This window comes from Achromobacter sp. SD115 (genome assembly GCF_017355315.1).
GTDB classification, from domain to species: Bacteria; Pseudomonadota; Gammaproteobacteria; order Burkholderiales; family Burkholderiaceae_B; genus Achromobacter; species Achromobacter xylosoxidans_B.
Window position 1 is genome coordinate 159155 of sequence record NZ_JADIJM010000002.1, and the last position, 25639, is coordinate 184793.

A 25639-nucleotide genomic window follows, 5' to 3' on the forward strand; every position below is an offset into this window, starting at 1 on the left:
TTCCGCCGGGGCGCAGCTCGGGCGCGTCTGGCGGAAGACCGTCCGATTTCAGCTGCTACGCGCGTTGTCGTCCATACTCAAAACGGAGTATGGGAATCCCGGCGGGGAACCGGGATTGCGCGTCACTCATGCAAGGCAAGCTGCCTCATGCGCTCAGAATGGCACCATCACCTTCAAGGTGCCGCGGTGACTTTGTATGTGGGACGAAAAGTCGCCGTCGTACTGCAGCCGGAAGTCGATGCCGCCGGCGTTCGACACCTGCAGGCCCGCGCCGATGCGGCCGATGACGTCGTCCATGGGCACCGAGGTCTCGAAGGCACCCGAGCCCGCGGGCGCGCCCTGCAATTGCGCCTTGACCGTGTATTCGTCCTTGGACAGGAACGACACGCCGCCATACATATAAGGGCGCATGGTGGCGCCGTTCTTCAGCGCAATCTTGCCGCCCAGCTCCAGCGTCGGCGAGAGGGCCATGACGAACTGGTTGCTGCTTTCCACGTCCAGATGCAGGGCGTTGCGGGATTCGCTGTAGCCGGGCATGTGGGTGTAGGACGCGTCCAGGTCCACATAGGGTTTCAGATAAACGTGTTCCGCGGCGTAGGTGCGGGCGATGCGCAGGCGCAAGGCCGCGCCATAGACGTCCAGGTCCGAGTCGGCCGTGCTCTGCATGCCGGGGATGCGGATGCTGCGGTCGATGTCGTACTGGCCATAGCCGCCGCCCAGGGCCGCGGACAAGGTCCATGGGCCGGCTTCGCGTTTGACCACCACGCCCGCAAAGCCGCTGTCGCCTTTTCCGCTGACACGTCCGTCGTCGCCGCTCAGATGGCTGTTTTGATAGGCGACGGAGCCGCCCAGGAACCAGCCTGGGCTTACCTGGCGTTGGCCGCCGAACTGGTAGGTGACGCCATCGAAGGAGAAGCCGGAGACGCCGCCGTCGCCATTCTGATTGGTATTGATGCCGGACACCTGGCCCCAGACGCAATCCTGCTCGCCGGTCAGCGCGTCGCCGCCCTGGAACGCGGGGCACGACAGCATGGCGCCGGTAAAGCGCGCCATGCTGGCCTGCATCTGCGCGGCGGGCGCCACGGTGACGCCGGCCGACAGGTCCGACAGCCGGTTCGAATAGGTGTCGGCGCCTTCCCGGGAGGCCATGTCCAGCGCCGCGAACAAGGACGCCATCGCGGTGTTCCCACCCAGGTTCCAGGCGCCTTGCAGATGCCGGGCCACCGAGCGCTGGTTGGCCGCCAGCTGCATGGACGGCGCGGCGAAGTCGGCCTGTACGGCGCGCACGCGCACGTCGCGGCCGTCCAACCTGGCGTCATAGTCGATCACCGGACTGTCCTTGGCCGCCGGGCTGCCCTGGACGTCGCCTTGCAGCGTCGCCACGGTGACTTCGTAATCGGGCAGCAGCGTGATGGGCTGCACATTGACCAGGCCGTTCAGCCGCGTGTCTCCCTGCACCACCATGCGCGGCGATTTGAGGTTGGCGAAGTCCACGTCCGCCTGCAGGATGCCGCCGGCCTGCAGATTGAAATTACCCGCCACCGTCAGGCTGTCGAATGCGCCGGACCTGCCGATGGCCACCAGGCCCGCGTTGTCGATGTTGGCCTGATAAAGCGTGGCGTCGCTCAGGGTGCCGGTGGCGGCGTTCCAGACGTTGCAGGCGATGCCGCCCGCGCCGCCGCATTCGATATTGCCGAGGACGGTCCCTGCATTGTTGATGGCGAGGCCGGCGCTGGCGGGGCTGGCGAGGAAGCTCGCGGTTTTCGCCTGCTGCAAGGCGGCGCCGTCGTAGCGCACGGCGCTGCCGCCGGCGCCGGCCGTGATCGTGCCTGCGGTACCCACGGTCAGCGTGTTCTGCTTGTCTCCCGCGATCCAGACGCCATAGGCGCCCGCGCCCGTGCCGCCGCTGACGGCACCGTTGACGGTGACCGCGACTTGGCCCGAACCTTGCGGCCCCGCGCTTTGCGCAAAGATGCCGGTGGCGCCGGCTCCAGTGGCGGCGATGCTGCCGCTTTGCATTAGCGTGATGTTCCCGCCCGAACCCGTGCTGCCCGCGCCCGCCGTGCTGCCCGCGAAACCGCCGGCGGCGTTGCCGCCCAGCCCGCCCCCGCCGCCGATGGATTGGGCGATCACGCCGTAGGCGTAGTCGCCTTGGGTCGTGATGTTACTGGCGACATTGAGGTTGAGCGTGCCGCCGCTGCCGCTGCCGCCCGTCTGGCCGCTGCCCGGGATCCAAGCGCCCGAGCCCAGTTGCAGCCCCTTGCTGGTGTCGCCCGCAATACCGCCGCCGCCGCCGATGGACTGGGCGATCAGGCCATGCGAGCCTGCGCCCCCGGTCGTGATGTGGCTGCCTGCGTTCAGTGTCAAGGTCACGGCCCCGCCGTCGCCGGCTGCGCCGCCGCGCCCGCCCAGCGACACGCCGGTCAGGTTGCTGGCGTCGCCCGCGCCGCCCAGGCCGCCGCCGCCGCCGATCGATTGCGCCAGCACGCCATAGGCGCGCGCGCCTTGCGTGGTGGCGGCGATGCCGGTGGCGACGTTAATGGCGCCGCCCGAACCGGCCAAGCCGCCGCTGCCGCCCACCGAGACGCTCATGGAATGGCTGTTTTGCTGCAGCTTGGAGCTGCTGTTGCCCGCGCCTGCCGTGCCACCGCCGCCGCCGATGGACTGCATCGCCAGGGCTGGCGCGTCGTCGCCCGAGGTCTGGACGTTCAGCCATCCGCCCCCGCCGGAGGTCAGGATGCTGCCGCCGTTGCCGGCCACGCCGCCGGTGCCGCCAAACGAGGCGCCGACGGTGATGGTGCCCTGGGCCTGGTCCGAGCCGTCGCCGCCCTGCCCGCCCCCTCCGCCTATGGATTGCAGCAGCACGCCATAGGCGTTGTAGCCCGCAGTGGAAATGCTGTTGCCATGGTCGTCGTCGAAGGAGACGCTCAGGCTGCCGCCGTCGCCGCCGGCGCCGCCGCTGCCGCCCACGCCGATGATCGCGTTGGCCTTGATCTTGCTGCCCGAGGCGCTGGACGATCCGCCCACCCCGCCGCCCCCGCCTATCGATTGGGCCACCAGGCCGTCGGCCCAGTCGCCGGCGGTGGCGATCTTGCCCGCGTAGTTCACGCTGACGTTGCCGCCATGGCCGCCCGTGCCGCCGGTGCCGCCCACGTCCACGCCGAATTGGTAGGTGCTGTTCTCGTCGTCGAGCCGTTCCTTGTTGTCGCTGTGGTTGCCGATCCGGTCCAGGATGGGATAGGACGAGGCGTCGGCGCCCAACGATCCGCCCAGTCCGCCACCGCCGCCTATCGATTGCAGCAGGACGCCATCGGCGTCGCCGCCTTCGGTGCGGATCGCGCCTTGCAAGGTTGCATTGATGTCGCCGCCCGTGGCGCCCGAGCCCCCGGTGGCGCCCAGGCCCACCTGCAAGCGGGCGGATGGCCGGTCTTCGGCGCTGCCGGCCACGTTCAGCGTGCCACCCTGCGAGGCCCCGCCGCCGCCGCCGACGGACTGCGCCATGAGGCCGCGCGAACCCGAGCCCAGCGTGCGGATAGTGAAGTTGGGGTTCAGCGTCACGTCCACCTTGCCGCCGGTGCCGCCCGCCCCGCCAGTGCCGCCCAAGGCCAGCGTGAGCTTGACGTTGGTGGGGCCGCCATGCGTGTAGGCGTTGCTGCTGCCCACTCCGCCATTGCCGCCGCCCCCGCCTATGGATTGCGCCAGCACGCCATTGGCGTAATCGCCATAGGTCACGATGGTGGACGCCGGCGGCACGCGCACGCCTGGCGGCGTCAACAGCGATGGGGGCAAGCCCGCATAGGCGCCGTTGGCGTCGCCCAGGCCCACGCTTACCGCGCCGCCGTTGCCGCCGCCGGAGCCGGAGCCGCCCAAGGTCATGCCGGCGGACAGCGAGATCGTGGTTTCATCGCCCAGCACCGTGGACAGCACGGATGAATCGCCGCCGTTGCCGCCTCCTCCTCCGACAGACTGCGCCATCACCGCGTGGGAGCCGTCGCCCAGCGTGACGACCGTGGAGCCGTTGCTGAGGTTGATCTGCGTGACGCAGGTGGTATCTCCGGCCGGGCAGGCGTCGCTGCCCGCGCCGCCGCTGCCGCCCACCGCGGCTTCGAAGTTGAATGCCAGCGACGCGCCCTCGCCGGTGGGCACCGCCACCACCAGATCGCTGGCGCTGGAGCTGCCGCCGTTGCCGCCGCCGCCTCCTATGGTCTGCGCCAGGATGCCGAACGAGTCGTTGGGCGCGTAGGTGTCTGGGTCGATATCCGGGCTGGCGTAGTCCATGCCCGTGGCGACATGGGAGCTGCTGAGGTTCACGATGGAGGAATAGCCGGTGCCGCCCGAGCCGCCGCTGCCGCCCAGCACCACGGCCGCGTTGAAGCCCACGGTGACGTTGTAGTAGCTGGCATCGCCGCCGTTGCCGCCGCCTCCGCCTATCGATTGGGCCAGGATGCCGGCCGAGTGGGCGCCGCCGGTGCTGATGTTGAGGTTGCTGTAGCCCACCTTGACCTCGGCGGCCTTGCCCCCGCCGCCGCCGCTGCCGCCCAGTTGCAGCGCGGCGAACGAGGCCACGCTGGCGTTCTTGACGCTGCCACCCGTGCCGCCGCCACCGCCAACGCTCTGCGCGATGATGCCCGGCGCATAGTTGCCGTGAGTGGCGATGTTCGATGTCGAATACGTCAACGTGCCGTCGCAGCCGCCCTGATTGCTCATGCAGACCGAGCCGCCGTCGCCGCCGCCGCTGGCGCTGCCGCCGATCGCCACCGATACGCCGACCGATGCGGTGAAGGTGTCGCCGCCGTTGCCGCCGCCCCCGCCCACGGACTGGGCCAGCACGCCCGCGCCGAATTGGCCGGCGGTCTGGATAGAACCCAGATCCTGGATGATGACGTTGCCGCCCGCGCCGCCCCCGGCGCCGCCGCCGCCCACGCCCAACACGCCGATACTGTCGCCGCCGCTGCCGCCGCCGCCGCCGATGGACTGGGCCACCATGCCGATGGCGGCGTTGCCGGCAGTCGTGATGGAGCCGGTGTTGCCGAGCACCACCGTGCTGCCGGACGAACCAGTGGCCCCGGCCGAGCTTCCGCCCACGCTGAGCAAACCGGTGGCGCTGCCGGAGGCCCCGCCGCCGCCGCCGATGGACTGGCCGATCATGCCGTGCGAGTTGTAGCCCGACGTGGCGATGGAACCCGTGTTGTTCAGGCTGACCTGGCTGGCCGCGCCGCCGCCCGCGCCGTCTCCGCCCAGCGAAACCAGTTCGGCCGTGTCCGCTCCGCCCGCGCCGCCGCTGCCGGCGATGGACTGGGCCAGCACGCCGTAGGCATGGTCGCCGCTGGTCGTGATGGTTCCGCCGGTCGTGGCGGTCACCGTGCCGGCGTTGCCGCCATTGCCGCCGTTGCCGCCCTGGCCGCCCAGCACCGAGACGAAGTCGCTGCCGGTGCCGCCGCCGCCGCCGATCGATTGCGCCACGATGCCGGTCGCAAAACTGCCTGTGGTGCTGATGGCGCTGCCGCTCGCGGCTACGACGTTGACAGCGCTGGCGTTGCCGCCAAACCCGCCGCCGCCGCCCTGCCCGGCCAGCGCGGTGCTGTCGCTGCCATCGCCGCCCTGTCCGCCCAGGCTTTGCGCCGCCAGGCCAGGAAGATTGTCGCCGCGGGTGGCGACGCTGGCGCCCTGATAGAGATTGATGGCGACGCTTCCGCCCGCGCCGCCATTTCCGCCCGAGTGGTCCTTGTCGGGACCCGTGCCGCCTTTGCCGCCTATGGCGCGGGCAGCGACGCCCGCGCCTTCGATGGTAGCGCCAGCGGCCGAACCGGCCACATCCAGCAGCACCGAGCCATTGACGTCCACCGTCACCTTCTGGGTCCAGCTGTCCGACGTGCCGCCGCCGTTGCCGCCGTTGTCGCTATTGTCGGTCGAGGCCGTGCCGTCGCCGCCGATGCTCTGCGCATAGATGCCAAAGACCGTGGCGCTGTCGTAGACCTGCCAGTAGCTGTAGGCCTGGCCCTGGTGCGTCACCTGCACCGTGCCGCCGGTGCCGGCATTGCCGTTGTTGTAGCCGCCCATGCCGCCCACGGAATTCGCGTAGATGGCGGCGCCGTTGGCATAGGTGCGCAGGCGCGCCGCGCTGCTGCCCAGGTTGATGGCGCCGGTATTGCTGACCGTGACCGTGCTGGCGTTGCCGCCATTGCCGCCCACCTGCTCGCCGTATTCCAGCGTCGGGTCGTTCTGGTCGCCGCCCGCCCCGCCCAAGGCGCGGGCATTGATGCCGTATAGGCCCTGGCGCGGCGTGGGCAAGGAACCCGACATCGTCAGGTTGCCGGAGTTGGTCACGGTGACGGTCTGGCCCAGGCCCCCGTGGCCGCCGTTGGAGTCGTTGTTGTCGTTGGCGGGGTCGCCGATCCCGCCGGACGATACCGCCATGATCAGGCTGTTGAAGTTGCTGAGCGCCGTGCCGTTGAGCGCGACGTCGCCGCTGCTGGACACAGTGACGTTGCCGCCGTCACCCGCGGTGCCTTCGTCCACGCCGTCGCCGCCGCGCGATAGGGCCGTGACCACGCCCAGCGGGTTCAGCCGGGTTTGATTCGCGTCGGCGTTGTAATTGCCCGATGAGGTGACGGACACGTCAGGCCCGTTCTGGCCGTCCTTCTCGTCGTTGTGGTCCACCCCGCTATCGCCTTCGCAGATGGCCTGGGCGCTTGGGTAGTTTCCCGACGACACATTCAGCGAAGGGCCGCCGGCACAGGCGTAGCCGGCCTGCGCGCTGCCCGTCGCGCCCCAGGCGCAGGCGCCCAGCGCCGACACCACGGCCAATCGCAGGGTGTTCTGCCGCAGCAGAGGGAAAGGCAGGCCGGGGGGGCGCACGGGGAAAGAGATGGGCTTCATCGATTCGCGGATTCTGTTGGCCTGAGCGCGAAGGCCGCCCGGATGCCCGGGGGCGCGCTCAGTAGTAACTGGCAAAGTTTCGCCACTAGAATCCGCAGGGTGCGCGCTGGGTGCAACTTTTTTTCGACGAATCAGTGGTTTTTTTCGACGAAATCCGCAAAAAAAACCACATCGTTACATTGGGTCCGGGCTTAGGTGTAAGCGAAAGTTAGGCCCCTGGAGGCGGCGCCGCCCCGCATATCAGGAACGGGTAGAGCCGCTGGCCGACGCCAGCAGCGTCCGCCCTTTCTGCGTCAGGATGACGACCGGTTCGGTATGCGCTTCTTCCCGGTCCCGGGACATGTCGACCAGCCCATTGGCGGTTGCGTCTTCCCAGGCGGACAGACGCGGGCAAGAACTGCGCCAGGCGTCCATGGTCTGCGCATAGGTGCGCGGCCGCTCGGCGATCCAGGCCAGGAATTGCAGCAAGTTGCCGAGCTGGGAGGTGCCGGGCTCGAGTGTGGGGTTGTCGTGCATGATGTGCTCCCGCCATGGCGGCTGTCCATGAACAATACTCCGGCGGGCTCGCCGGAGTCATTCCGCCTGGAGCCGTGCCGGCCTAGACCGCCAGCCTGCGCATCGTCAGCGCGACGACCGCCGTGGCGACGAGCTGCATGCCGGCCACAACGTACAGCCCGGCGGCGACGCCGCCCGTCCATTCCTTGAGCCAGCCCATCATGAAAGGCGTGGCGAAGCCCGCCAGGTTGCCCACCGAATTGATGAAGGCGATGCCGCCGGCCGCGGCGGTGCCGGTCAGGAATGCTGCCGGGATGGCCCAGAACACCGGGAAGGCGCCCAGCACGCCGATGGCGGCGATGCTCAAGGAGGCCATCGCCAGTACCGGGCTGCCGATATAGGCGCCGGTCAAGGACAGGCCCAGCGCGCCGACCAGGGTGGCACCCGCGCAATGCAGCCGGCGTTCGCGGGTGGAATCCGAGTGCATGCCATTGATCACCATCGCGGCGGTGCCCAGGATGAAGGGAATGGCCGACAGCAGGCCTATGTTCAGGGTGCCTTGCACGCCCAGTTCGCGCACGATCGAGGGCATCCAGAACGCCAGCGTCGCGTTGCCGCCGACGATGCAGAAGTAGGCGGCGGTGCACAGCCACAAGGCGGGCAGGCGCAAGGCCTGGGCGAAGCTGGCGTGCTTGGCGGGATCCAGGCGCTCGCTGTCCAGTTCAGCCGTGAGCGCGGCCTTTTCCGCCGCGCTGAGCCAGCGCGCCTGCTGCGGGCGGTCCGGCAGATACGCCAGCACCACCATCCCGGCGATTACGGACGGAATGCCTTCCAACACGAACAGCCATTGCCAGTTGCGCAGCGGGGCCACGCCGTCCATGCCGCTCATGATGAGACCGGCTATCGGCCCGCCCACGATGCCGGCCAGCCCGAACGACGTCATGAACCAGCCATTGATGCGCCCTCGCCGGCTGGCGGGAATCCAGTACGTCAGATAGAGCATCACCCCGGGGAAAAAGCCGGCTTCGAAGGCGCCGAGCAGAAAGCGCAAGACGTAGAAGGAAGTCGGCGTGGTGACGAACGCCATCGCCATCGACGTCAGGCCCCACATTATGGTGATGCGGGCCAGGGTCTTGCGCGCGCCGATGCGCTGCAGCAGCAGGTTGCTGGGCACCTCGAAGATGAAATAGCCGATAAAGAAGATGCCCGCCCCCAGGCCGTACACGGCCTCGCTGAAGCGCAGGTCCTGCAGCATCTGCAACTTGGCGAAGCCGACATTGACGCGGTCGATCCATGCCAGCAGGAACAGGAATATCAGGAAAGGGATGAGTCGCCAGGCGACCTTGCGGTGCATCAGGCCTGGATCGGCGGCAGCCGACGCGGCGTCTTGTGGCGGCGCGGAGAGGGGTTGCGGTGAAACAGCATCCATAGCGGGTTCCTCGGTGGAGCGGATCAGGGGTGCGCCCTAGCCCGCCGATACCGGGGCAAGGTCACGCGAGCAGATGTTTTAGGCTGCTATAAATATATTTTGCCATTTTGAAAAAATACAATAATGAGGATTTACCCGCATTGTCCGTACCCGGGACGAGCCTTGCCCTGATGCCGGATCGTCAGGCCAGCAGGTTCTTGGGCAGTGCGGCAACAAAGGAAGCAAAGCTGATCGACCCTTGTCCGGGGCTCATATGCAGCGTCATGACCGCGGCCGCGCGGGCCGAGTCCTGCGCCTGGATCGCCTCGAGCAACTGGCCGTGCTGCTCCCACGACGACGCAAGGCGGCCGAAGGCGGAGAAGGCGTGGAGCCGGTAGGCGCCCGTGCGCGAGCGCATGCGCAGGATCTCCTGGCGCAGATAGGGATTGCGGGCGCCCATGTACAGCGCATCGTGAAACCGCCGGTTGTGCTCCTGCCAGGCGTCGGTGTCCTCGCGCCGCACCACCGCGGCGGCGCGCTCATGGATGACCGCCAGCTCATCGCGTTCCGCGGGCGTCATGCGTTCGCAAGCCAGGCGCGCGCCGATCCCCTCCAGTTCGGCCAATAGCTCCCACATGGCCATCAGCTGAGCCACATCCATCTTGGCCACCACCATGCCGCCGCGCGGCAGGCTGGCCACCAGCCCCTGCGCCTGCAGTTGCAGCAGCGCCTCGCGCACCGGCGTGCGAGAGACGTCGTAGGTCTGCATCAGCATCTGTTCGTCGACGGGATCTCCCGGCAACAGGCTGCCGTCGCGGATCGACTCTTCGACGGACAGGCGGATGCGCTCAGCGGCTTTCATGGCGGACTCCGGTCAGGGTGCTAAGAAAATTCATCCACAGCATAGTATTTTCTTGACTTATATAAATATATTTATGAGACTAGACTTTTATTTTACCGAGCAAAGTGCGGCAGGAGGTAATGAGCATGGAAGACTCGCCCAAGCTGGCGTGGCAGGCCTGGGTGGCCCTGGTGTGCAGGACCCATGGCCTGAAGGTGCCCGCCGAAACCCAAGCGGCGGTCGCGCGCAGCTTGCTGCGCCTCTCCGTTATCGAGGCGGATATCGCGAATTGCGGGGATGAGGATGCTTGACCCCCGCGCTCATCTTTCCATCGGCGACATGCGCAGACGCTATGGCCAGGCCACCGCAGGCGAGCGCGTCGAGCTTGTTTCGGCGCAGGCCGCCACGTTCGAGCGCAGCGCGGCTGAGCTGCACTGCGCCACGCGTATCTATCAGCCCTGCCCGCCCGCCGGTCGGTCCGGCGGCCTGCTGGAAGGTGTGGCGCTCGCGCACAAGGATGCATTCGAGACCGGCGCGCATGCGCCTGGCCGTGGCCGGCCGCTGCGCGACGATGCGCCGGGACCGATGGCGACCGTACTGCGGCGCTTGCAGGACCAGGGCGCGCTCAATCTCGGCGCCCTGGCGATGGCCGAGCACGCCTGCGGGGCCACGGCCGAGAACCCGCATGGCCCGGCCCTGGTCAATCCGCTCGATCCCGCCGCCGCGGTGGGCGGCTCTTCCAGCGGCTGTGCGGTGGCGGTGGCGGCCGGCCTGGTGCCCGCCTCGCTCGGCACCGACACGGCCGGCTCGGTGCGGATGCCGGCGGCTACCTGCGGCCTGGTGGGGCTCAAGCCGACCCAAGGGGTGATCCCGGCGGACGGCGTGGCGGCCTTGGCGCCGACGCTGGACACGGTGGGGGTGATCGGCCGAGACGCGCTGGACGCCGCCTGCGTCTATGCCGCGTTGCTGCCATCGGCGACGGTCGCGCCGGCGCTGCCCACGGATGCGGCGGGTATCGAACAGGAACTTTCCAGGCCCCGGCGCTGGCGGGTGGCGTCCACGCTCGCGACCGCCGGCGCGCGCGCCGACGTGGGCGCGGCGATGGCGTGCTTCGAACAGCGATTGCGGGATTCGGCTCGGATCGGTGCCCAACCGGGGCCCGATCTGGACCGCCTCAACCGCCTGGCGCAGATCGTGCTGCACGCGGAGGCTGCCGCCACGCTCGCCGGCAGCGTGCGCCGCGAATTGGCGTCGCTGGCGCCCGCCACCCAGGCCATCGCGCTGCCTGGTTGGGCCATGCCGGCGATCTGGTATCGGCATGCTCTGTCGCAAATCGCGTCGTTGCGCGCCGCGTTCGTCGCCACGTATCTCGCCGATGCGGACCTGCTGCTCACGCCCTGCCTGGCGCAAGGGGTGCCGGACCGCGCGGCGGTCACCACCAGCAGCCCTGCTTTCGACCCGCGCGCGCTCGCGGCGCTGCATCGCCACCACGCCTACCTCAACTATCTGGGCCTGCCCGCGCTGGTCCTGCCTGTCGGCATCGACGCGCTGGGCCGCCCCGTCTGCGTGCAAGCGGTCGGCGCGCCTGGCAGCGAGGCCCTGCTGCTGGCCTTCGCGCACCAGTTCGCCCTGCCCTTTTCCGCCATCCTGCAACACTAATCCACGGACTCATCATGGCCAGAATCAATGCCTCCCCCACCCTTGCGCGCTTTCGCGTGCTGGACCTTTCGCGCGTGCGCGCCGGCCCGACCTGCGTGCGCATCCTGGCCGATTTCGGCGCGGACGTGATCCGCATCGAGCCGCCGGCCGGAATCGATCCCAACGAAGCCATGTTCGCCGCCGACCGCACCGGCGGTGACTTCCAGAACCTGAACCGCAACAAGCGGTCGATGACGCTGAACCTGAAGAAGCCCGAAGGCTTGGCCGTGTTCAAGCAGCTGGTGGCCACGGCCGATGTGGTGGTGGAAAACTGGCGTCCCGACGTCAAGGCGCGCCTTGGGGTGGACTACGAGGCGCTGCGCGCCATCAATCCCCGCATCATCCTGGCCAGCATTTCCGGCTTTGGCCAGGACGGTCCCTACGCGGACCGGCCAGGCTTTGACCAGATCATCCAGGGCATGGGCGGCCTGATGTCGGTCACGGGCTTTGCCGGCGGCGGTCCGCTGCGCGCCGGGCTGGCGGTCGCCGATTGCGGCACCGGCATCTACGCCGCGGTCGGTGTCCTGCTGGCCTTGCTGGAACGGGAACAATCCGGCGTCGGCCAATGGGTCCACAGTTCCCTGCTGCACACGCAGATCGCGCTGATGGACTTCCAGGCGGCGCGCTACCTGAACGACGGCGACACGCCGGTGCAGGCGGGCAACGATCATCCGACCAGCAGCCCGATGGGCCTGTTCGAAGCCAGCGACGGCGCCTTCAACCTGGGTGCGTCGGGCGAAGGCAACTGGCGCCGCCTGTGCGAGTGCCTGGACGCGCCGCAATGGCTGGAGGATCCGCGCTATGCAACCGAAAAGCTGCGCGTGGCGAACCGCGCCGCGCTCAATGAATCGCTGGCGCAGCGCTTCCGCCAGCAAAGCGTGGCGCATTGGGTCGGGCTGCTGAACCGGGTCGGGGTGCCGGCCGGCCCGGTCTATAGCATCCCGCAAGTATTCGAGGACGAGCAGGTCCGCCATCTGGGTGTGGCGCAGCCGGTCGCGGACGAGGCCGGACACGAATACCGCCTGATCTCGCAGCCCGTGGCCTTGACGCGCACGCCCGCCCAGATCGCTCGGCCTGCCCCGGGCTGGGGCGAGCACACCCGCGAGATGCTGGCGGAGGTGGGCTATGGCGAGGGCGACATCGAGCGCTTGTATGAAGCGGGGGTGGTATGAGCGGCGGTCAGATCCAGGTCGATTTACAAGACGGCATCGCGACCCTCACGGTCTGCCATCCGGAAAAGCGCAATGCGATGACTCTGGCCATGTGGCAGCAATTGGCCGCCGCGCTACGTGAACTGGAGGGCGCCGGGGTGCGGGTGCTGGCGCTCACCGGCGCCGGTACGCGGGCCTTCGTGTCCGGGGCCGACATCAGCGAGTTCGACCAGGCGCGCGACGGCGCCGCCGCGGTCGCCAGGTACAACCAGGCGGTGGCGGACGCGCAACAGCTGCTGGCGGAGTTCGCGGCCCCGACCGTGGCGCTGATACAGGGCGCCTGCATGGGCGGCGGCATCGGCCTGGCGCTGGCCTGCGACCTGCGCTATGCCAGCGCCAGCGCCCGTTTCCGCATGCCGGCCGCGCGGCTGGGGTTGGGCTACTCCTATGCCGACATGCGCAGGCTGGTGGACGTGGTGGGCGCGGCATCCGCGTTCGATCTGTTCTATACCGCCCGCAACCTCGACGCCGAGCAGGCCGAACGCCGCGGCCTGGTCCATGAGCGGTATGCCGATGACGACTTCATCCGCCAGACCCAGGCCCGGGTGCGCGGCATTGCCGCCAACGCGCCCCTCTCCCTGCGCGCGGCAAAGGCGGCCATACTGGCGACCATGAATCCGCCTGCGCCCGCCCGGCTCGACGCGATCGATGCCCTGGTGGCCGACTGCTTCGCCAGCGAGGACTACGCCGAAGGCCGGCGGGCGTTCGCCGAAAAACGCGAGCCGGTCTTTCTCGGCCGTTGAGACGTCTTTGAACCATGAGCAAGATGCCATGAACAACCCACGCATTCCTTTCATGCTGTCCAGCCAGCGCCCGCCCCTGGCGGCGCTGGACGGCCGGCCCATCCTGGTGCACCTGGTGGTCAATGTGGAGCACTGGCCGTTCGACCAGCCCATGCCCCGTACCTTGCTTACCGCGCCGCATGGACGCGAGACGGTGCCGGACGTGCCCAACTTCAGCTGGGCCGAGTACGGCCTGCGCTGCGGGCTGCCCCGGATCATCGACGCCATACGCGGCCGCGGCCTGCCGGCCTCGGCCAGCCTGAATGCTTCGGTCATCGATGCCTATCCCGAGGCGGCGCAGGCGCTGCTGGAAGCCGGCTGGGAATTCATCGGCCACGGCATCCACCAGCGGGCGCTGTCGCAAGAGGACGGCGACGGCCAGGCCCGCACCATCGCGGCGGCGCTGGACCGGATCGAGCGCTACACCGGGCGCAGGCCGCGCGGCTGGCTCTCGCCCGGCCTGCGCGAAACGCAGGACACGCCGGATCTCCTGGCCCAGGCCGGCATCGACTACTTGTTCGACTGGTGCCTGGACGACCTGCCCAACTGGATGCAGACCGCCGGGAGGCCGTTGCTGGCGCTACCCTACGCGCTGGAGCTGAACGATTCCGTCATCCACGCGGTGGAGAAGCATGCCACCGGGGAATTCAGCCGGCGCCTGGAAAGGACGCTGGATCTGTATGCCCTGGAGGCCCAAGCCGCCGGTTGTCCGCGCGTCCTCACGCTGGGATTGCATCCCCATCTGATGGGCGTGCCGCACCGTTACGCCGACCTGGTGACCATGCTGGACTTGCTGCAGCGGCATCCGATGACCACTTTCGTCACCGGCGCCGCGATGTATGACTGGTATGCCGGCCAGGCTCCCGCCAAGTCCGCCGGAGCCGCCGCATGAACGCCATCGATACCTTGGTCACGCATTTGCTGCGCACCTGCTACCAGGACCTGCCGGCGGCGGCGGTGGCGGCGGCCCAGACCTTCATTCTCGATGCGGTCGGCGTCGGGCTCTCCGGCTCGCGCCATCCCCGCATGGCATCGCTGCGCCAGGCGGCCCAGGCTTTGGGCCAGGGCGCGGAGGCCACCGTCTGGGGCAGCGGCGAGCGGTTGCCGCTGGCCAGCGCGGTCATGCTGAACGCCTATCAGGTCTTCAACCAGGAGTTCGACGCCATCCACGACCGCGCCGTGGTGCACGCGTTTGCCTGCATCGTGCCCGCGGCGCTGGGCTACGCCGAGCGCGAAGGCGGCATCGATGGCCGTCAACTGATCACGGCGGTCGCGGCCGGATTGGACTTCGCCATCTACGTCGCGCTGGCCCAGCGCGCGCCCATGCGCTTCTTCCGGCCCGCCATGTGCGGCGGCCTGGGCGCGACGGCCACGCTGTGCAAGCTGGCGGGACTGGATGAAACCGCCACGCGCGACGCGCTGGGGCTGGCATACAGCCATCTCTCCGGCACCATGCAGGCGCATATCGAAGGCTCTCCCGCGGTCGGCCTGCAGGTCGGCCTGAACGCCAGGGCCGCCGTCACATCGTTCGAACTGGCGCGCGCGGGCTTCCCCGGGCCGCGCGACATCCTGGAAGGCCCCTACGGCTACTTCGCGCTCTACGACGCTGGCCAGGCCGACTGGGACGCGGTCCGCGAGGATGTGGGCCGGGTGTTCCAGATCACCCGCATGAGCCACAAACCGTATCCGACCGGCCGCGCCACGCACAGCGGCATCGGCGCCGTGCTGGACCTGATGCGCGCCCATGCGCTGCAGCCCGAGGACGTGGACCAGATCACAGTCCGCGCGTCTTCATTGATCGTGCGCCTGGTCGGACGGCCGGCCCATCCAGGCATGGATTCCGCCACCGCCAGGCTGTGCATGGGTTATGCCATGGCCACGGCCCTGCTGCGCGGCCGGGTCGGTATCCCCGATTTCGATCCGGACGCGTTGGCGGAAGCCAGAACTTTCGAACTGGCCGCCCGCATTCGGGTGGTGGATGACGGCAATCCCGACCCCAACGCCATGAGCCCCCAGCGCGTCGAATTGCGGTTGAAGGACGGCCGCGTATTCACGGCCGACATGCCGGCCTTTCCCGGCAGTCCGGAACGCCCGTTGGGTGTGGCCGAACAGGACGCGAAGTTCGAAGCCTGCTGCGCCTCCGCGCAGCCGCCCTTGCCTGCCGCGCAGACGCGGGAACTGGCGCGCAGGCTACGCGGGCTGGAGGGCGAACGGGACGTGCGCGGAATCATCGGGCTATTGACGGCTCCGCGCGCGTCCTGACCGAGCCTGCCGGACTGGGTGCGTCAATACTTGAAGCTCAAGCGCGCCCAGACCGTGCGGCCCGGTTCGTTTACCGCGGTGTTGGCGGCATAGCCGAAGCCGGCGTTGCCAGCCAGGTTCAGGTGCTCGCTGTAGGTCTTGTTGAACAGGTTGTCGACGCCCAGCGACAGGCGAACCTGCTTGTTGACCGTATAGCCGCCGTTGATGGAAAACACGCCGAACCCCGCGCTGGGGCCGAAGTCCTTGCCCACGACATTGCCTTGGTTCAAGGCGTAGCGGCGCTGCGCGGCCACGACGCGCCACAACGCGCCGGCGGACCACGTACCGTCGTCGTAGGCGGCGCTGAGCTTGGCCTCCAGCGGCGGCATCTGCGGCAGCGCGCTGCCGTCGCTGCGGTTCTGGCCCCAGGCATACGCCAGCGTGGCGCCCAGCTTCCATGATGGCGCCGGCTTGTACGAGACGCCCAGCTCGCCGCCCGCGATGCGCGCGTTGACGTTCGTGGCCTGCGACGTCGGACCCATCATGCCGCCCGAGGTGTAGCTGAACAGGATGTAGTCGTTGACGTAGCCGGCGTAGCCCGAGAACCAGGCGTCCAGCGTTTCTGTCTTGTATTGCGCGCCGAAGTCCAGCTGGGTGGTCTTCTCGGGCTTCACACCCTGGAAAGCGTTGGCGGAACCTGCCGGGCCGCGGTCCGGGGAAAACAGCTCCCAGTAGTCCGGGAAGCGCTCCACATGGCCCAGGCCGACATAGAGCGTGGCCGGCAGCGAAGCCAGATCCTTCTCGTAGCGCAAGAAGCCGCTGGGCAGCGTGTCGTTGCGGCGTTCATCCGCTGTGGGATTGGGCATGGGCATCATCATCGAGCCGTTGTCCTGGCGAAAATCCTTGGCCGAGGCCCAGTCGATCCGCGCGCCGCCGATGATGCGGCTGTCCGACGCGGCACGCCAGGTCAGCTCGCCGAACAGTCCGGTGTTGGAAAAATCCGCGTCCTTGATCCAGCTCTGGCTGCTGTACGGCACGGTGTCGGTGCCGTTGCGGGAGCGGTGGCGGCTCTGCTGGAAATCCAGGCCAGTGACCAGGCTGACATCCTGCGACAGTTCCCAGGTGCCGGCGTAGCGGCCACCCCAGGTTGCGCGGTCCACGTCGGCCGCCATGGCCATGGGCATGGCGCTCATGGGGTCGGGTGCGCGCAGCGTGTAGTTGTCCATCACGTGGTCGGCGTAGTTGTAGTACAGCTGTGCTTCGACCTTGCTGAGCGCCGGACCCAGGTTGCGCTTCTCGAAACGCAGGCCGAAGCTCTCGCGCTTGAACTGGGAACCATCCATGCCGCGCCCGGCGTAGCGCGCTTCGCCGTCGCCCGTGCCCGCCGTCAATTCGTACAGCGTGTCGGCGTCGGGCGTAAAGCCCAGGGTCAGGTCGGCGTTCCACTTGTCCCAGCGCGAAGGCACGGTGTTGCCGTCGCCGTCCTTGTAGTCCTGGGAGTGGGAATGGTTGGCCGTGATGCGCGTGTAGACCTTGTCGTTGCCCACGGTCAGATCGGCGGCCTGGTCGTTGCGGCCGAACGAGCCGCCCGTCAGACTGCCGTCGAATCGCACGCCGGCGGCCGTGAAATGGGGCGTGTCGCGATCGAACTTGACCGTGCCGGCCGACGCGCCCGGTCCCCACAGCACGGTCTGAGGTCCCTTGATGACCGTGAGCTGGTCGAAGTTCTCGGGCGAAATATAGGAGCTGGGCGCGTCCATGCGCGCCGGGCACGCGCCCGGCATGGAGGTGCCGTTGGTCAGCAGATTCAGGCGCGAGCCGAACATGCCGCGCAGCACGGGATCGCCATTGGTGCCGCCGTTGCGGATGGCCGAGAAGCCGGGAATCGTCTTCAGATAGTCGGTCCCGTCGCTGGCCGGCAGCGGCTGGCGCGGGATCTTGGGATCCGTGGTGAAAGTCAACGGCGCGCTGGGTTCCACGCCCGTAATGACCACGGGATCGGTGGTGTAGATGTTGTTCGTCTCGGCGGCTTGGGGCCAGGCGGGGAACGAGGCGGCCAGGGCGGCGGCCAGGCAACTCATACGCAGGAATTCCTCTTTCTTGGTCATGTCAGGTTTCTATCGATCGGGAAAGTTCTGTAGCGGGCGCGGACTGACGGCAACCCGCGCCTTCAGGGGTGAAGGCCCGCAGTCGCACGTCTGAGGCGCGCATCGATGGCACGTGGACGCCCCTCCCCGCGGCGCGCGGGACCCGTGGTCCGGTGCGTGCCGGCGATGCTGGCGCAGCCGTTCAGGCCCGCAGGCTTGTGGGCTGAGCGGATGGCCTGTCGATAACGTTAGGGAAGGAGGTCAGGCGGTCTGCGGCGGCGCGCGCGACTGCTGTGGCAGCCGGGCTAAAGCGCTGGAGAATTGCGGTTCCGCGGCCGGAGGATGGACGGCGGGCGCCGCCGCCGGCAGGAACCAGGCGAGCAGGAGAATTTCGGGAGGCGTGGCCCCGCTGAGCATGGCGCAGCCTGCGCTGCAGCAATGCGGCAAGGCGCCGCTGTGCTGCTGTGCGCCCTGCCCCTGCCCATCGACATCCAGCGTGACCACGCGCGGGCCGCTGGCGGTGCAGACGATGGTGGTGACTCCCGCCTTGCCCGTTCCCATGCCCGAGGCCGCCAGCGCGGAGGACGCGATCAGCGCCTGAAAGACGAACAGGGCCATCGCGACCAGCGCGACCCAACGTCTACGGGCATAGGCAGATGCGTGCATCAGGGATTCCTTATCGGCGCAGATGCTATCACGCAGGGCGGAGCAGATGCCGCGGATGCATCGGGTCTTGCGGTCAATTCGGATTGCGACATGATGTAGATCAGATATCGTGAGCGGTTCTATCCATACGGACGGCCAATGTGGCAATGACCTGCTTGATTGACGAAACGTGGCTCGTGGCGGCAACGGCGATACCCGTTGCATGTAACGACTTCCCTGTGTATTCTGTTACATGCAACAGGGAGGCTGCCATGGTGACATCCGATGTAAACGCCCGCGTCAACAAGCATCGCACCGCGCTGCGCATGGCCGGCTTGCGTCCGGTCCAGATCTGGGTGCCTGATACCCGGCGGCCGGATTTCGCCGAGGAATGCCGCAGGCAGTCGCGCCTGGCGACCCAGGCGGATGCCGCGGATCATGCGACGCAGCGCCTGATGCATCAGGCGATGTCCGAGCTGGATGGCTGGGAGCCCTGATGCGCGGCGAACTGGTGACTGTCGTGGCGCAAGGCGATTTTGGCAAACCGCGTCCGGCCCTGGTCATTCAGGCTGACCTGTTCAGCGAACATGGAAGCATCACCGTCCTGCCGGTGACCAGCAGTCTGGTCGAGGCTCCCTTGCTGCGGGTCAACGCAAGGCCGACTGCTCAGAACGGTTTGCAACAGCTATCTCAAATCATGGTCGACAAGGCGCTAACCGTAAGGCGGGACAAGCTTGGCCCTGCTTTCGGCCGCATCGAGGCTGCAACGCTGCTGGAAGTCGAGCGCTGTCTGGCCGTCTTTATTGGAATCGCCAAGTGATCGGGCTACCCTGTCGCGGGCAGCTTGTTGTGGCGACCCGGCCTTTCACCCATTGAACAAAGAGGATGCAGATGTCCCGTTGGACTTTTTATTCCGCCCCTGGCACCTGTGCGCTGGCGACGCACATCGCGCTGCGCGAAGCGGGCGCCGATTTCGATCTGGTCAAGCTTGATATGGGCGCCCTGCAGCAGCAAAGCCCCGAGTACCTGCGCGTCAATCCCAAGGGCCGCGTGCCGGCGCTGGCGACCGAACACGGCGTGCTGACCGAGACCCCCGCCCTGCTCACCTTCGTGGCGCAGAGCTTTCCGGACGCGCAGTTGGCGCCTCTCGGCGACCCGTTCGCGTTCGCGCGCATGCAGGAATTGGCGAGCTATCTGGCGTCTACCGCGCACGTGGCGCACGCGCACAAGCGCCGCGGCGCGCGCTGGGCGGACGATCCGGCCGCGCATGCCGCCATGCAGGCCAAGGTGCCGCAATCCATGACGGCCTGCGCCGCCTATCTCGAATCGCAGATCGTCGGCCCCTGGGCGGCAGGCGAGCGCTATAGCGTGGTCGACGGCTATCTGTACACCATAGGCAGCTGGCTGGAGGGCGATGGCGTGGACCTGACGCAGTTTCCCAAGCTGACGGCCTATCTGGCCCGGGTCGCCGCCCGGCCGGCCGTGCAGCGAGCGCTGGCCGAAGCGCAGCCAGCCGCCTGAGATCCATGCCATGGCCCCGTGGCGGACTGGCCGGCATGCGATGCCCGGCCAGCACGGCCCGCGGGGCGCATCGATTCTCCAAGCACCGGATTCGATTGCCACCAAGGTTTGATTGCCATCAAAATTGGAACGCTGCGGCCAGTTCCATGCGGCTAGCGCGGTATTGCATCATTTCCTATCCTTCTCCCGTGCCGTCTTTGTCAGTTGGGCTTCAGCCAGCAGGCGACGGAATGAGCATCCGGACTTCTCCGGAGGCCGAACATCAAGAGAATCAAATGAAGCACACTTACGCAGCATTCCTGGCCGCCTCGCTCCTGGCCTTGGGCAGCCTCCCGGCACACGCCGCGCCCGTGGACTACCAGATCGATCCCGAACACACGGAGATCGTGGTGACCTGGGACCATCTGGGCTTTTCCAAGCCTACGGCCCATGCCGGCGCCGTGACCGGCCTGATCCGCTACGACGCCGCCCAGCCGGCAAAGTCGGCGGTGGACCTGAGCGTGCCGGTGGCGCGCCTGACCTCCCATGTGCCGAAGCTGGATGAGATGCTGCAAGGCGCGGAATTCTTCCAGGCGGCCAAGTACCCGGACATCCAGTTCAAGAGCACCTCGGTCGCCGACCATGGCGACGGCAAACTCAGCATCAACGGCGTCTTGCGCATCAAGGGCATCGAAAAGCCGGTGGTGCTGCAGGCGCGCCAGAACAAGCAAGGCATGCATCCGATGGTGCAGCGCCCGGCCATCGGCTTTGACGCCATGACGGTCGTGAAGCGCAGCGATTTCGGCGTGGATGCATTCGCGCCGGGCGTGAGCGACGAGGTGCAACTGCGCATCACGGTGGAAGCCGTCGCCAGCGCAACGCGCTGAAGTTCGGGGCGCCGGAATCGCGACCGCGCCTGCCGCGGACGCAGGCCCAGGCCGCTTTCAAAGGAATCCGATCCAGCGCCCCGCGACCAGGCAACCCAGCCACAAAAATAAAGACGCGCCTGCTCGCAGGCGCATTCCAGCCGAGGCCATGCCCTGCTCCTGGAGCATCTCCCAGGCTTTGCTGCGCCGTGCCAGCAGCGCGTTGACCGCGCCTGCGGCCAAGAGACCCATCTTGACTCCAAAGGCGGGATTTTCCAGGTATTCCAGCGGCCGCACGCTGAAGAGCATGGCACCGGTCAACACAGCCAGCGCCAGGCCCACGGCCGCCGTGCGTGCCAGCACAGGCGCCAGCATGGCCAGCGGTCCGGGCTTCAGCAGCCCCAGCAGACGCAGGTCCAGCGGGACGATGGAGCCGATGAGCAGACCGATGGCTCCGATGTGGGCGGCGTTTACCAGCAGATATAGCGTGCCCGACCGCCGCAGCCAGATCGACGGCGGCAGCGATTCAAGCTGTTCCAACGCAACGCGCAGCAGCTCAGGCATGGGCGCAGCCGCGCTTCAGGGCTTCTTGATGCGGCTGGGATAGATGTCGTAGGTCTTGCCGCCCACCTTGATCTGAACGGCCTTCATGCGTTTGGCGCCGGCCTCGCTGTCGCGGTTGCCGATGGCGATGATGGCATCGCCCGGCTTGGCGGAACCCTCGACGAATCCGGCGTCCTTGGTCTGGGTGGGGTTGCCCAGTTCAACGCGCCAGACGCCGTCGTCGGCGCGCACGTCCAGCCAGGGATGCGGAGGCGCGATCTGCACCTGTTGGACGGTGCCTTGCAGCGTCATCTGTTCGGATTCGGCCCAAGACCAGCCGTGATGCGCCAGCGCGGCGGGCGTCACGCCCAGCAGCGCGGAAAGCGCCAGCCCTGCCGTTGCCACGCGTATGGATAGCTTCATATCGCTGCTCCTGAATTGCGGTTGGCTCCCTTCCCTTTGCGGCGGCGGCTCATGTGGCGCGTCCGCCGCAATCAGCATAGCGCGGGATTCGGGGCGTATCGAGAGCGTCACATACTTAAGAGATTACTTTAAATAAAACACTTTATTAAAGCTAATAACTTAATACAAATCAGTATATTAGGAGAAACTAATAAAGTCTTACTTTATATCTGAACGGAGACTGAATCTACGTAATTGGCGACGCCCCTGGGAAAACCCGGAGAAACTTTTACGCGCCGCTGTCGGTCGCAATTCGTTCAGGTGATTGTCAGGCCCCGTCCCCAAAACGCCGCCGTCTCCCGCGCACGCCGCGCCCCACCGAGAGCCTCCGATGACACAGCCCACCCTGCGCTCGTCCGCGAATCCGGCCCTGCTGCTCCAGCCGCGCGCGCCTGCCGGCTTGTCGGTGATGGATGCCACCATGGTGCTGGTGGGCGTGGTGATCGGGATAGGCATCTTCGGCTTTCCGCCCCTGGTGGCGCAGCACGCCGGTTCCGAGGCGGCCTATATCGGGCTCTGGTGCGCGGGCGGCCTGGTGATGCTGGTCGGCGCGCTTTGCTACGCGGAGCTGGGATCGGCCTATCCCGGCGCGGGCGGCGAATACCTGTACCTGACGCGCGCCTGGGGGCGGCGTGTGGGACTGATGTTCGCGTGGGCGCGTTGCTCCGTCATCCAGACCGGCGCCATCGCGGTCGTGGCCTACATCTATGGCGACTACGCGCAACGCCTGGCGCCGCTGGGTACCTATGGCCCGGCGCTGCATGCCGCAATATCGGTGGTGGCGCTGACCGCCTTGAACGTGGCGGGCACGCGCTATTCCAAGCGCCTGCAATGGCTGTTCACCGCGTTGACGGTGGCGGCGTTGGCGTCGGTGCTGGTTGCCAGCCTGACGGCGGCGGGAGGCAGCGCGCCGCGCGCCGATGCCGGACTGGCGCCGCTGACGGGCAACACCGCGGGTCTGCTGGGCATGGGCATGGTGTTCGTGCTGCTGACCTATGGCGGCTGGAACGAGGCCGCCTATCTCAGCGGCGAGTTGCGCGATCCCGGGCGCAACATGAGCCGCGTGCTGCTGATCGGCACGCTGCTCGTGACCGGGGCGTACGTGTTGACCAATCTGGCGCTGCTGGAGATCTTCGGCCTGCAAGGCTTGCGCGACACGCCAGCCCTGGGTGCCGACGTGATGCAGTTGGCCGCTGGTCCGTACGCGGCGGCCTTGCTCAGCCTGACGATCTGCGCCACCGCGCTCAGCACCATCAACGGCACCATCATCACCGGCGCGCGCGTGTATTGCGCGCTGGGCCGCGACGTGCCGCGCCTGCGGGCGCTGGCGGCCTGGAGTGCGCAGGGCCAGACGCCCGCGTCCGCGCTGCTGGTCCAGGGGGCGATCACGCTGGCGCTGATCGCGCTGGGCGCTTTCAGCCAGAACAGCGTGCAGACCCTGGTCGCCTACACCGCGCCGGTGTTCTGGATCTTCATGCTGCTGGTCGCGGCTTCGGTATGGCGGCTGCGCCGCATCGATCCCGACCGCCCGCGCCCGTTCCGCGTGCCGCTCTATCCCCTGCCCCCGTTGCTGCTGGCGCTGACCTGCGCCGGCCTGGTGTACTCCAGCGCCATGTACGCCGGGGCCGGCGCCTTGATCGGACTGGCAGTGCTGGCCGCTGGCCTGCCTTTGCTGCGCTTGCTGGGGCCGGCGCAGCCGCAGGCCTAGCCTTATTTCCCGGGACGGCCGCCGAGCAAGGTTCGTCCGTCCGCATGCCTTACCTGCAAGGAGCCCACATCATGCAAATCGCGATCCCGTCCTTCAGGCCCGTGGCCCGGGCAAACCCGCCGCGGCTGCGCGGCGCCCTGCTCGCCTCGGCAGCGACGCTGGCCCTGGCCCTGGCATGCGTTCCGCCAGCCGCGCAGAGCGCGTCCGCGGCGGCGCAGTCCGCCGAACAGAAAGAGTATGTTCCCGACGTCGGCCAGGATGGCAAGGACGTCATCTGGGTGCCCACCCCGCAGGCCCTGGTCGATACCATGCTGGACATGGCGAAAGTCACGCCCAAGGACCGGCTGATGGATCTGGGCTCGGGCGACGGCCGCACCGTCATTACCGCCGCGCAGCGCGGCCTCACTGCCCAAGGCATCGAATACAACCCGGACCTGGTCGAACTGTCGCGCCGCAACGCGGAGCGCGCCGGCGTTGCCGACCGCGCCACCTTCGTGACGGCGGACCTGTTCGCCACCGATCTGTCGCAGGCGGACGTCATCACCATGTTCCTCCTGTCCACCATCAACGAAAAACTGCGGCCCAAGCTGCTGGAACTGGCGCCCGGCACGCGGATCGTGTCGAACTCCTTCCGCATGGGCGATTGGGAGCCGGACGCCGAGGAAACGATCCGGCAAGATTGCAGTACCTACTGTACGGCGTTGCTGTGGATCGTGCCCGCCAAGGTGGCAGGCAACTGGGAAGTCGAGGGCCAGCCTTTGCAGCTGGAGCAGCACTACCAGCGCCTGTCCGGCAAGCTGGGCAACGCGCCGATCTCGGAGGCGCGCTTGAACGGCAGCGAGATCTCATTTGTCGCCAACGGCGTGCGCTATACCGGAACGGTCAACGGCAAGCAGATGAGCGGCAGCGCCGCTGGCCAGGGGAACTGGTCGGCCAGGCGGGTGTAGCGCAGCGGGGGGGCGTGCTATGCGGCGTGGCGCCACGCCATCAAGGACGCTTCCACGTGCCCGATTTCTTCCGCCGTCATGCCGGCCATGCCGTAGTAGCGCTGGCGCCCGGCCACCACTTCGCGGACATGGTCGAGGATGGCGCGCGCGACGGATTCCGAGCGCAGGCCGAAGCGCCGGTACTCGCTCAGGCAGTTCTGGAACGAACTTTCCCGGCCCGCCGCGCCGATGTGCAGGTAGTGCCTGGCGGAGCCTTCCTGCGTCACCACATCGAACAAGGGTGACAGGCGATAGGTCTGCGCGCCCGCGTCCTTCAGGAAGCCGACGTTCTTCAAGTGGTCGTCGGTGTTGTGGACGGCCACGTTCAGGATCATGCGCGCGTACAGCTCCTTCAAGTCCTGTACCGGGTTGGAGGACACGCGACGGACCACGTCCGCCAGCCGGGCGTAGGAATAGGTGGCCTTGCCGCGCGGCCCGTCCAGTTCGCGCTTGCCGATCTGGGCCGACGGGCTGATGAGCGAGGCGCCGCTGAGGAAATGCCGGCGGGAGACCACCGGATCCCCGCCCTTCCCGGCCGGTAGCAGTTCGCGGTCGAAGCGGTGCGTCAGCAGCACCGCGCCCAGGTGCGTTTCGACCAGCCGGATTTCAGGCACGGTCAGGCCGATGGCCCGGGCCATTTGCAGGTTGGCGTATTCGACGCGCTGGCGGTCGTAGGAGTCGCCCTTGCGCGGAAACTTGGCGATCCACATTTCGCCTTGCTCGTCGCGCACGATGGTCTTGGGGCGCGCGCCGCCGATGTCCCAGGAACTGCCCAGGATGTCGCGGTACAGGCCCTTGGGTTTTACGCCCTGGTCAATGTCGGTGAGCAGGTCGGCCAGCGATTCCAGCTGGCCGAGTTCCGGCAGGCGGTAGGTCTTGCGCATGTTCGGCGTGAGCGGGCGGGCGCTGAAGAACAGCGCCCCCACGCCCATGCCGCGGCCCTTGAGCAGCACTTCGTTCTCGGTCACGCGGGCGCCGGCGTTGTCCACACGCATGACGTTGCGGCCCCAGGCGTCGGGCGCGGCGTCGAAGATGGCGCCCAGCGTTTCGTAGCGGCTTTCGGTGCGGAACGTGGTGCGCGCGTCGACCAGCGGCAGGTTCAGCGGATCCAGCGCAAAGGCGCGCGGGTCGTTCACATAGGACTGCACGTAGGTGAATTCGGCGTAGAAGCGGTCTTCCTCCGAGTCGTCCAGCGTCAGCAGGCCGGCCAGCACCGCCTCGCCGCGGATGTCCACGTAGACGTACAGCTCGCTTTCCACCGACTTGTGTTTTCGGGTCTGCACCATA

General features: G+C 67.9%; 21 protein-coding genes. 12 read left to right on the plus strand and 9 right to left on the minus strand.

Going from position 1 to position 25639, the window contains the following annotated elements; translation table 11 throughout:
* Positions 1 to 153: 153 nt before the first annotated feature.
* From IPU70_RS03065 to IPU70_RS03080, 4 genes are all read right to left on the minus strand, one after another.
* Positions 154 to 6879, minus strand: a complete 6726-nt coding sequence (locus IPU70_RS03065) for an autotransporter outer membrane beta-barrel domain-containing protein (RefSeq protein ID WP_207464854.1) — start codon at positions 6877 to 6879, stop codon at positions 154 to 156.
* A 240-nt stretch (positions 6880 to 7119) separates the two neighbouring features.
* Entirely contained in the window at positions 7120 to 7395 is a 276-nt protein-coding gene (locus tag IPU70_RS03070) for a hypothetical protein (protein WP_207464856.1), read from the minus strand.
* An 82-nt stretch (positions 7396 to 7477) separates the two neighbouring features.
* Complete coding sequence (locus tag IPU70_RS03075; RefSeq protein ID WP_013393797.1) at positions 7478 to 8803, minus strand: MFS transporter; 1326 nt, start codon at positions 8801 to 8803, stop codon at positions 7478 to 7480.
* 181 nt (positions 8804 to 8984) lie between these two features.
* A complete protein-coding gene (locus IPU70_RS03080; RefSeq protein WP_013393798.1) occupies positions 8985 to 9644 on the minus strand; it encodes a GntR family transcriptional regulator in 660 nt (219 codons plus the stop codon).
* A 125-nt stretch (positions 9645 to 9769) separates the two neighbouring features.
* On the opposite strand from IPU70_RS03080, the gene IPU70_RS03085 reads away from it, so the two are divergent.
* Genes IPU70_RS03085 through IPU70_RS03110 form a run of 6 tightly spaced genes read left to right on the plus strand, consistent with a single transcriptional unit; the run spans position 9770 to position 15576 of the window.
* On the plus strand, positions 9770 to 9934 hold the full coding sequence (locus tag IPU70_RS03085; protein WP_207464858.1) for a hypothetical protein: 165 nt from the start codon (positions 9770 to 9772) through the stop codon (positions 9932 to 9934).
* Positions 9927 to 11282, plus strand: coding sequence for an amidase (locus IPU70_RS03090; RefSeq protein ID WP_207464860.1), 1356 nt, complete (start codon positions 9927 to 9929; stop codon positions 11280 to 11282). The genes IPU70_RS03085 and IPU70_RS03090 overlap by 8 nt, the downstream gene beginning before the upstream one ends.
* A gap of 14 nt (positions 11283 to 11296) precedes the next feature.
* A complete protein-coding gene (locus tag IPU70_RS03095; protein ID WP_207464862.1) occupies positions 11297 to 12493 on the plus strand; it encodes a CaiB/BaiF CoA-transferase family protein in 1197 nt (398 codons plus the stop codon).
* Complete coding sequence (locus IPU70_RS03100) at positions 12490 to 13275, plus strand: enoyl-CoA hydratase (protein ID WP_207464864.1); 786 nt, start codon at positions 12490 to 12492, stop codon at positions 13273 to 13275. Before IPU70_RS03095 ends, IPU70_RS03100 begins: the two co-directional genes overlap by 4 nt.
* 28 nt (positions 13276 to 13303) lie before the next feature.
* The gene (locus IPU70_RS03105) at positions 13304 to 14206 is read left to right on the plus strand and encodes a polysaccharide deacetylase family protein (protein WP_207464866.1); all 903 of its coding nucleotides are present in this window, start codon (positions 13304 to 13306) and stop codon (positions 14204 to 14206) included.
* Entirely contained in the window at positions 14203 to 15576 is a 1374-nt protein-coding gene (locus IPU70_RS03110) for an MmgE/PrpD family protein (RefSeq protein WP_207464868.1), read from the plus strand. The genes IPU70_RS03105 and IPU70_RS03110 overlap by 4 nt, the downstream gene beginning before the upstream one ends.
* 23 nt (positions 15577 to 15599) lie before the next feature.
* Here IPU70_RS03110 and IPU70_RS03115 read toward each other — a convergent pair whose 3' ends face one another.
* Positions 15600 to 17663 carry a TonB-dependent copper receptor gene (locus tag IPU70_RS03115; protein ID WP_207464870.1) on the minus strand — a complete coding sequence of 688 codons (2064 nt, stop codon included), beginning with the start codon at positions 17661 to 17663 and terminating at the stop codon, positions 15600 to 15602.
* Between the two features lie 240 nt (positions 17664 to 17903).
* Entirely contained in the window at positions 17904 to 18308 is a 405-nt protein-coding gene (locus IPU70_RS03120) for a DUF2946 family protein (protein WP_207464872.1), read from the minus strand.
* Between the two features lie 251 nt (positions 18309 to 18559).
* On the opposite strand from IPU70_RS03120, the gene IPU70_RS03125 reads away from it, so the two are divergent.
* The 4 genes from IPU70_RS03125 to IPU70_RS03140 all read left to right on the plus strand — a co-directional run bounded on the left by IPU70_RS03125 (position 18560) and on the right by IPU70_RS03140 (position 20674).
* The gene (locus tag IPU70_RS03125; RefSeq protein ID WP_207464874.1) at positions 18560 to 18784 is read left to right on the plus strand and encodes an antitoxin MazE family protein; all 225 of its coding nucleotides are present in this window, start codon (positions 18560 to 18562) and stop codon (positions 18782 to 18784) included.
* Positions 18784 to 19107, plus strand: coding sequence for a type II toxin-antitoxin system PemK/MazF family toxin (locus IPU70_RS03130; protein WP_013393808.1), 324 nt, complete (start codon positions 18784 to 18786; stop codon positions 19105 to 19107). Before IPU70_RS03125 ends, IPU70_RS03130 begins: the two co-directional genes overlap by 1 nt.
* 71 nt (positions 19108 to 19178) lie before the next feature.
* Positions 19179 to 19808, plus strand: a complete 630-nt coding sequence (locus tag IPU70_RS03135) for a glutathione S-transferase family protein (protein ID WP_207464876.1) — start codon at positions 19179 to 19181, stop codon at positions 19806 to 19808.
* A 275-nt stretch (positions 19809 to 20083) separates the two neighbouring features.
* On the plus strand, positions 20084 to 20674 hold the full coding sequence (locus IPU70_RS03140) for a YceI family protein (protein ID WP_207464878.1): 591 nt from the start codon (positions 20084 to 20086) through the stop codon (positions 20672 to 20674).
* Positions 20675 to 20731: 57 nt separating this feature from the next.
* Here the strand turns inward: IPU70_RS03140 and IPU70_RS03145 are convergent, their stop codons facing one another.
* Together IPU70_RS03145 and IPU70_RS03150 are read right to left on the minus strand one after the other, a co-directional pair.
* Entirely contained in the window at positions 20732 to 21217 is a 486-nt protein-coding gene (locus tag IPU70_RS03145) for a DUF6644 family protein (protein WP_207464880.1), read from the minus strand.
* Between the two features lie 15 nt (positions 21218 to 21232).
* Positions 21233 to 21619 carry a DUF6152 family protein gene (locus IPU70_RS03150; protein ID WP_207464882.1) on the minus strand — a complete coding sequence of 129 codons (387 nt, stop codon included), beginning with the start codon at positions 21617 to 21619 and terminating at the stop codon, positions 21233 to 21235.
* A gap of 448 nt (positions 21620 to 22067) precedes the next feature.
* Between IPU70_RS03150 and IPU70_RS03155 the strand changes: the two genes are divergently transcribed.
* Together IPU70_RS03155 and IPU70_RS03160 are read left to right on the plus strand one after the other, a co-directional pair.
* Entirely contained in the window at positions 22068 to 23366 is a 1299-nt protein-coding gene (locus IPU70_RS03155; protein WP_207465327.1) for an APC family permease, read from the plus strand.
* Positions 23367 to 23437: 71 nt separating this feature from the next.
* Positions 23438 to 24313 carry a cyclopropane-fatty-acyl-phospholipid synthase family protein gene (locus IPU70_RS03160; RefSeq protein WP_242702299.1) on the plus strand — a complete coding sequence of 292 codons (876 nt, stop codon included), beginning with the start codon at positions 23438 to 23440 and terminating at the stop codon, positions 24311 to 24313.
* Positions 24314 to 24330: 17 nt separating this feature from the next.
* Here IPU70_RS03160 and IPU70_RS03165 read toward each other — a convergent pair whose 3' ends face one another.
* Positions 24331 to 25638: a type II toxin-antitoxin system HipA family toxin gene (locus IPU70_RS03165; RefSeq protein WP_207464886.1), complete on the minus strand. Its 1308-nt coding sequence runs from the start codon at positions 25636 to 25638 to the stop codon at positions 24331 to 24333.
* Between the last annotated feature and the right edge of the window lies 1 nt (position 25639).

Bases quoted from the DNA above. Each gene is read 5' to 3' on its own strand.
- IPU70_RS03145 (WP_207464880.1), bottom strand. From the start codon at position 21,217: ATGCCTGAGCTGCTGCGCGTTGCGTTGGAACAGCTTGAATCGCTGCCG.
- IPU70_RS03120 (WP_207464872.1), bottom strand. From the start codon at position 18,308: ATGCACGCATCTGCCTATGCCCGTAGACGTTGGGTCGCGCTGGTCGCG.
- IPU70_RS03090 (WP_207464860.1), top strand. From the start codon at position 9,927: ATGCTTGACCCCCGCGCTCATCTTTCCATCGGCGACATGCGCAGACGC.
- IPU70_RS03070 (WP_207464856.1), bottom strand. From the start codon at position 7,395: ATGCACGACAACCCCACACTCGAGCCCGGCACCTCCCAGCTCGGCAAC.
- IPU70_RS03080 (WP_013393798.1), bottom strand. From the start codon at position 9,644: ATGAAAGCCGCTGAGCGCATCCGCCTGTCCGTCGAAGAGTCGATCCGC.
- IPU70_RS03085 (WP_207464858.1), top strand. From the start codon at position 9,770: ATGGAAGACTCGCCCAAGCTGGCGTGGCAGGCCTGGGTGGCCCTGGTG.
- IPU70_RS03095 (WP_207464862.1), top strand. From the start codon at position 11,297: ATGGCCAGAATCAATGCCTCCCCCACCCTTGCGCGCTTTCGCGTGCTG.
- IPU70_RS03110 (WP_207464868.1), top strand. From the start codon at position 14,203: ATGAACGCCATCGATACCTTGGTCACGCATTTGCTGCGCACCTGCTAC.
- IPU70_RS03135 (WP_207464876.1), top strand. From the start codon at position 19,179: ATGTCCCGTTGGACTTTTTATTCCGCCCCTGGCACCTGTGCGCTGGCG.
- IPU70_RS03100 (WP_207464864.1), top strand. From the start codon at position 12,490: ATGAGCGGCGGTCAGATCCAGGTCGATTTACAAGACGGCATCGCGACC.
- IPU70_RS03065 (WP_207464854.1), bottom strand. From the start codon at position 6,879: ATGAAGCCCATCTCTTTCCCCGTGCGCCCCCCCGGCCTGCCTTTCCCT.
- IPU70_RS03140 (WP_207464878.1), top strand. From the start codon at position 20,084: ATGAAGCACACTTACGCAGCATTCCTGGCCGCCTCGCTCCTGGCCTTG.
- IPU70_RS03165 (WP_207464886.1), bottom strand. From the start codon at position 25,638: ATGGTGCAGACCCGAAAACACAAGTCGGTGGAAAGCGAGCTGTACGTC.
- IPU70_RS03115 (WP_207464870.1), bottom strand. From the start codon at position 17,663: ATGACCAAGAAAGAGGAATTCCTGCGTATGAGTTGCCTGGCCGCCGCC.
- IPU70_RS03105 (WP_207464866.1), top strand. From the start codon at position 13,304: ATGAACAACCCACGCATTCCTTTCATGCTGTCCAGCCAGCGCCCGCCC.
- IPU70_RS03125 (WP_207464874.1), top strand. From the start codon at position 18,560: ATGGTGACATCCGATGTAAACGCCCGCGTCAACAAGCATCGCACCGCG.
- IPU70_RS03155 (WP_207465327.1), top strand. From the start codon at position 22,068: ATGGATGCCACCATGGTGCTGGTGGGCGTGGTGATCGGGATAGGCATC.
- IPU70_RS03160 (WP_242702299.1), top strand. From the start codon at position 23,438: ATGCAAATCGCGATCCCGTCCTTCAGGCCCGTGGCCCGGGCAAACCCG.
- IPU70_RS03130 (WP_013393808.1), top strand. From the start codon at position 18,784: ATGCGCGGCGAACTGGTGACTGTCGTGGCGCAAGGCGATTTTGGCAAA.
- IPU70_RS03150 (WP_207464882.1), bottom strand. From the start codon at position 21,619: ATGAAGCTATCCATACGCGTGGCAACGGCAGGGCTGGCGCTTTCCGCG.
- IPU70_RS03075 (WP_013393797.1), bottom strand. From the start codon at position 8,803: ATGGATGCTGTTTCACCGCAACCCCTCTCCGCGCCGCCACAAGACGCC.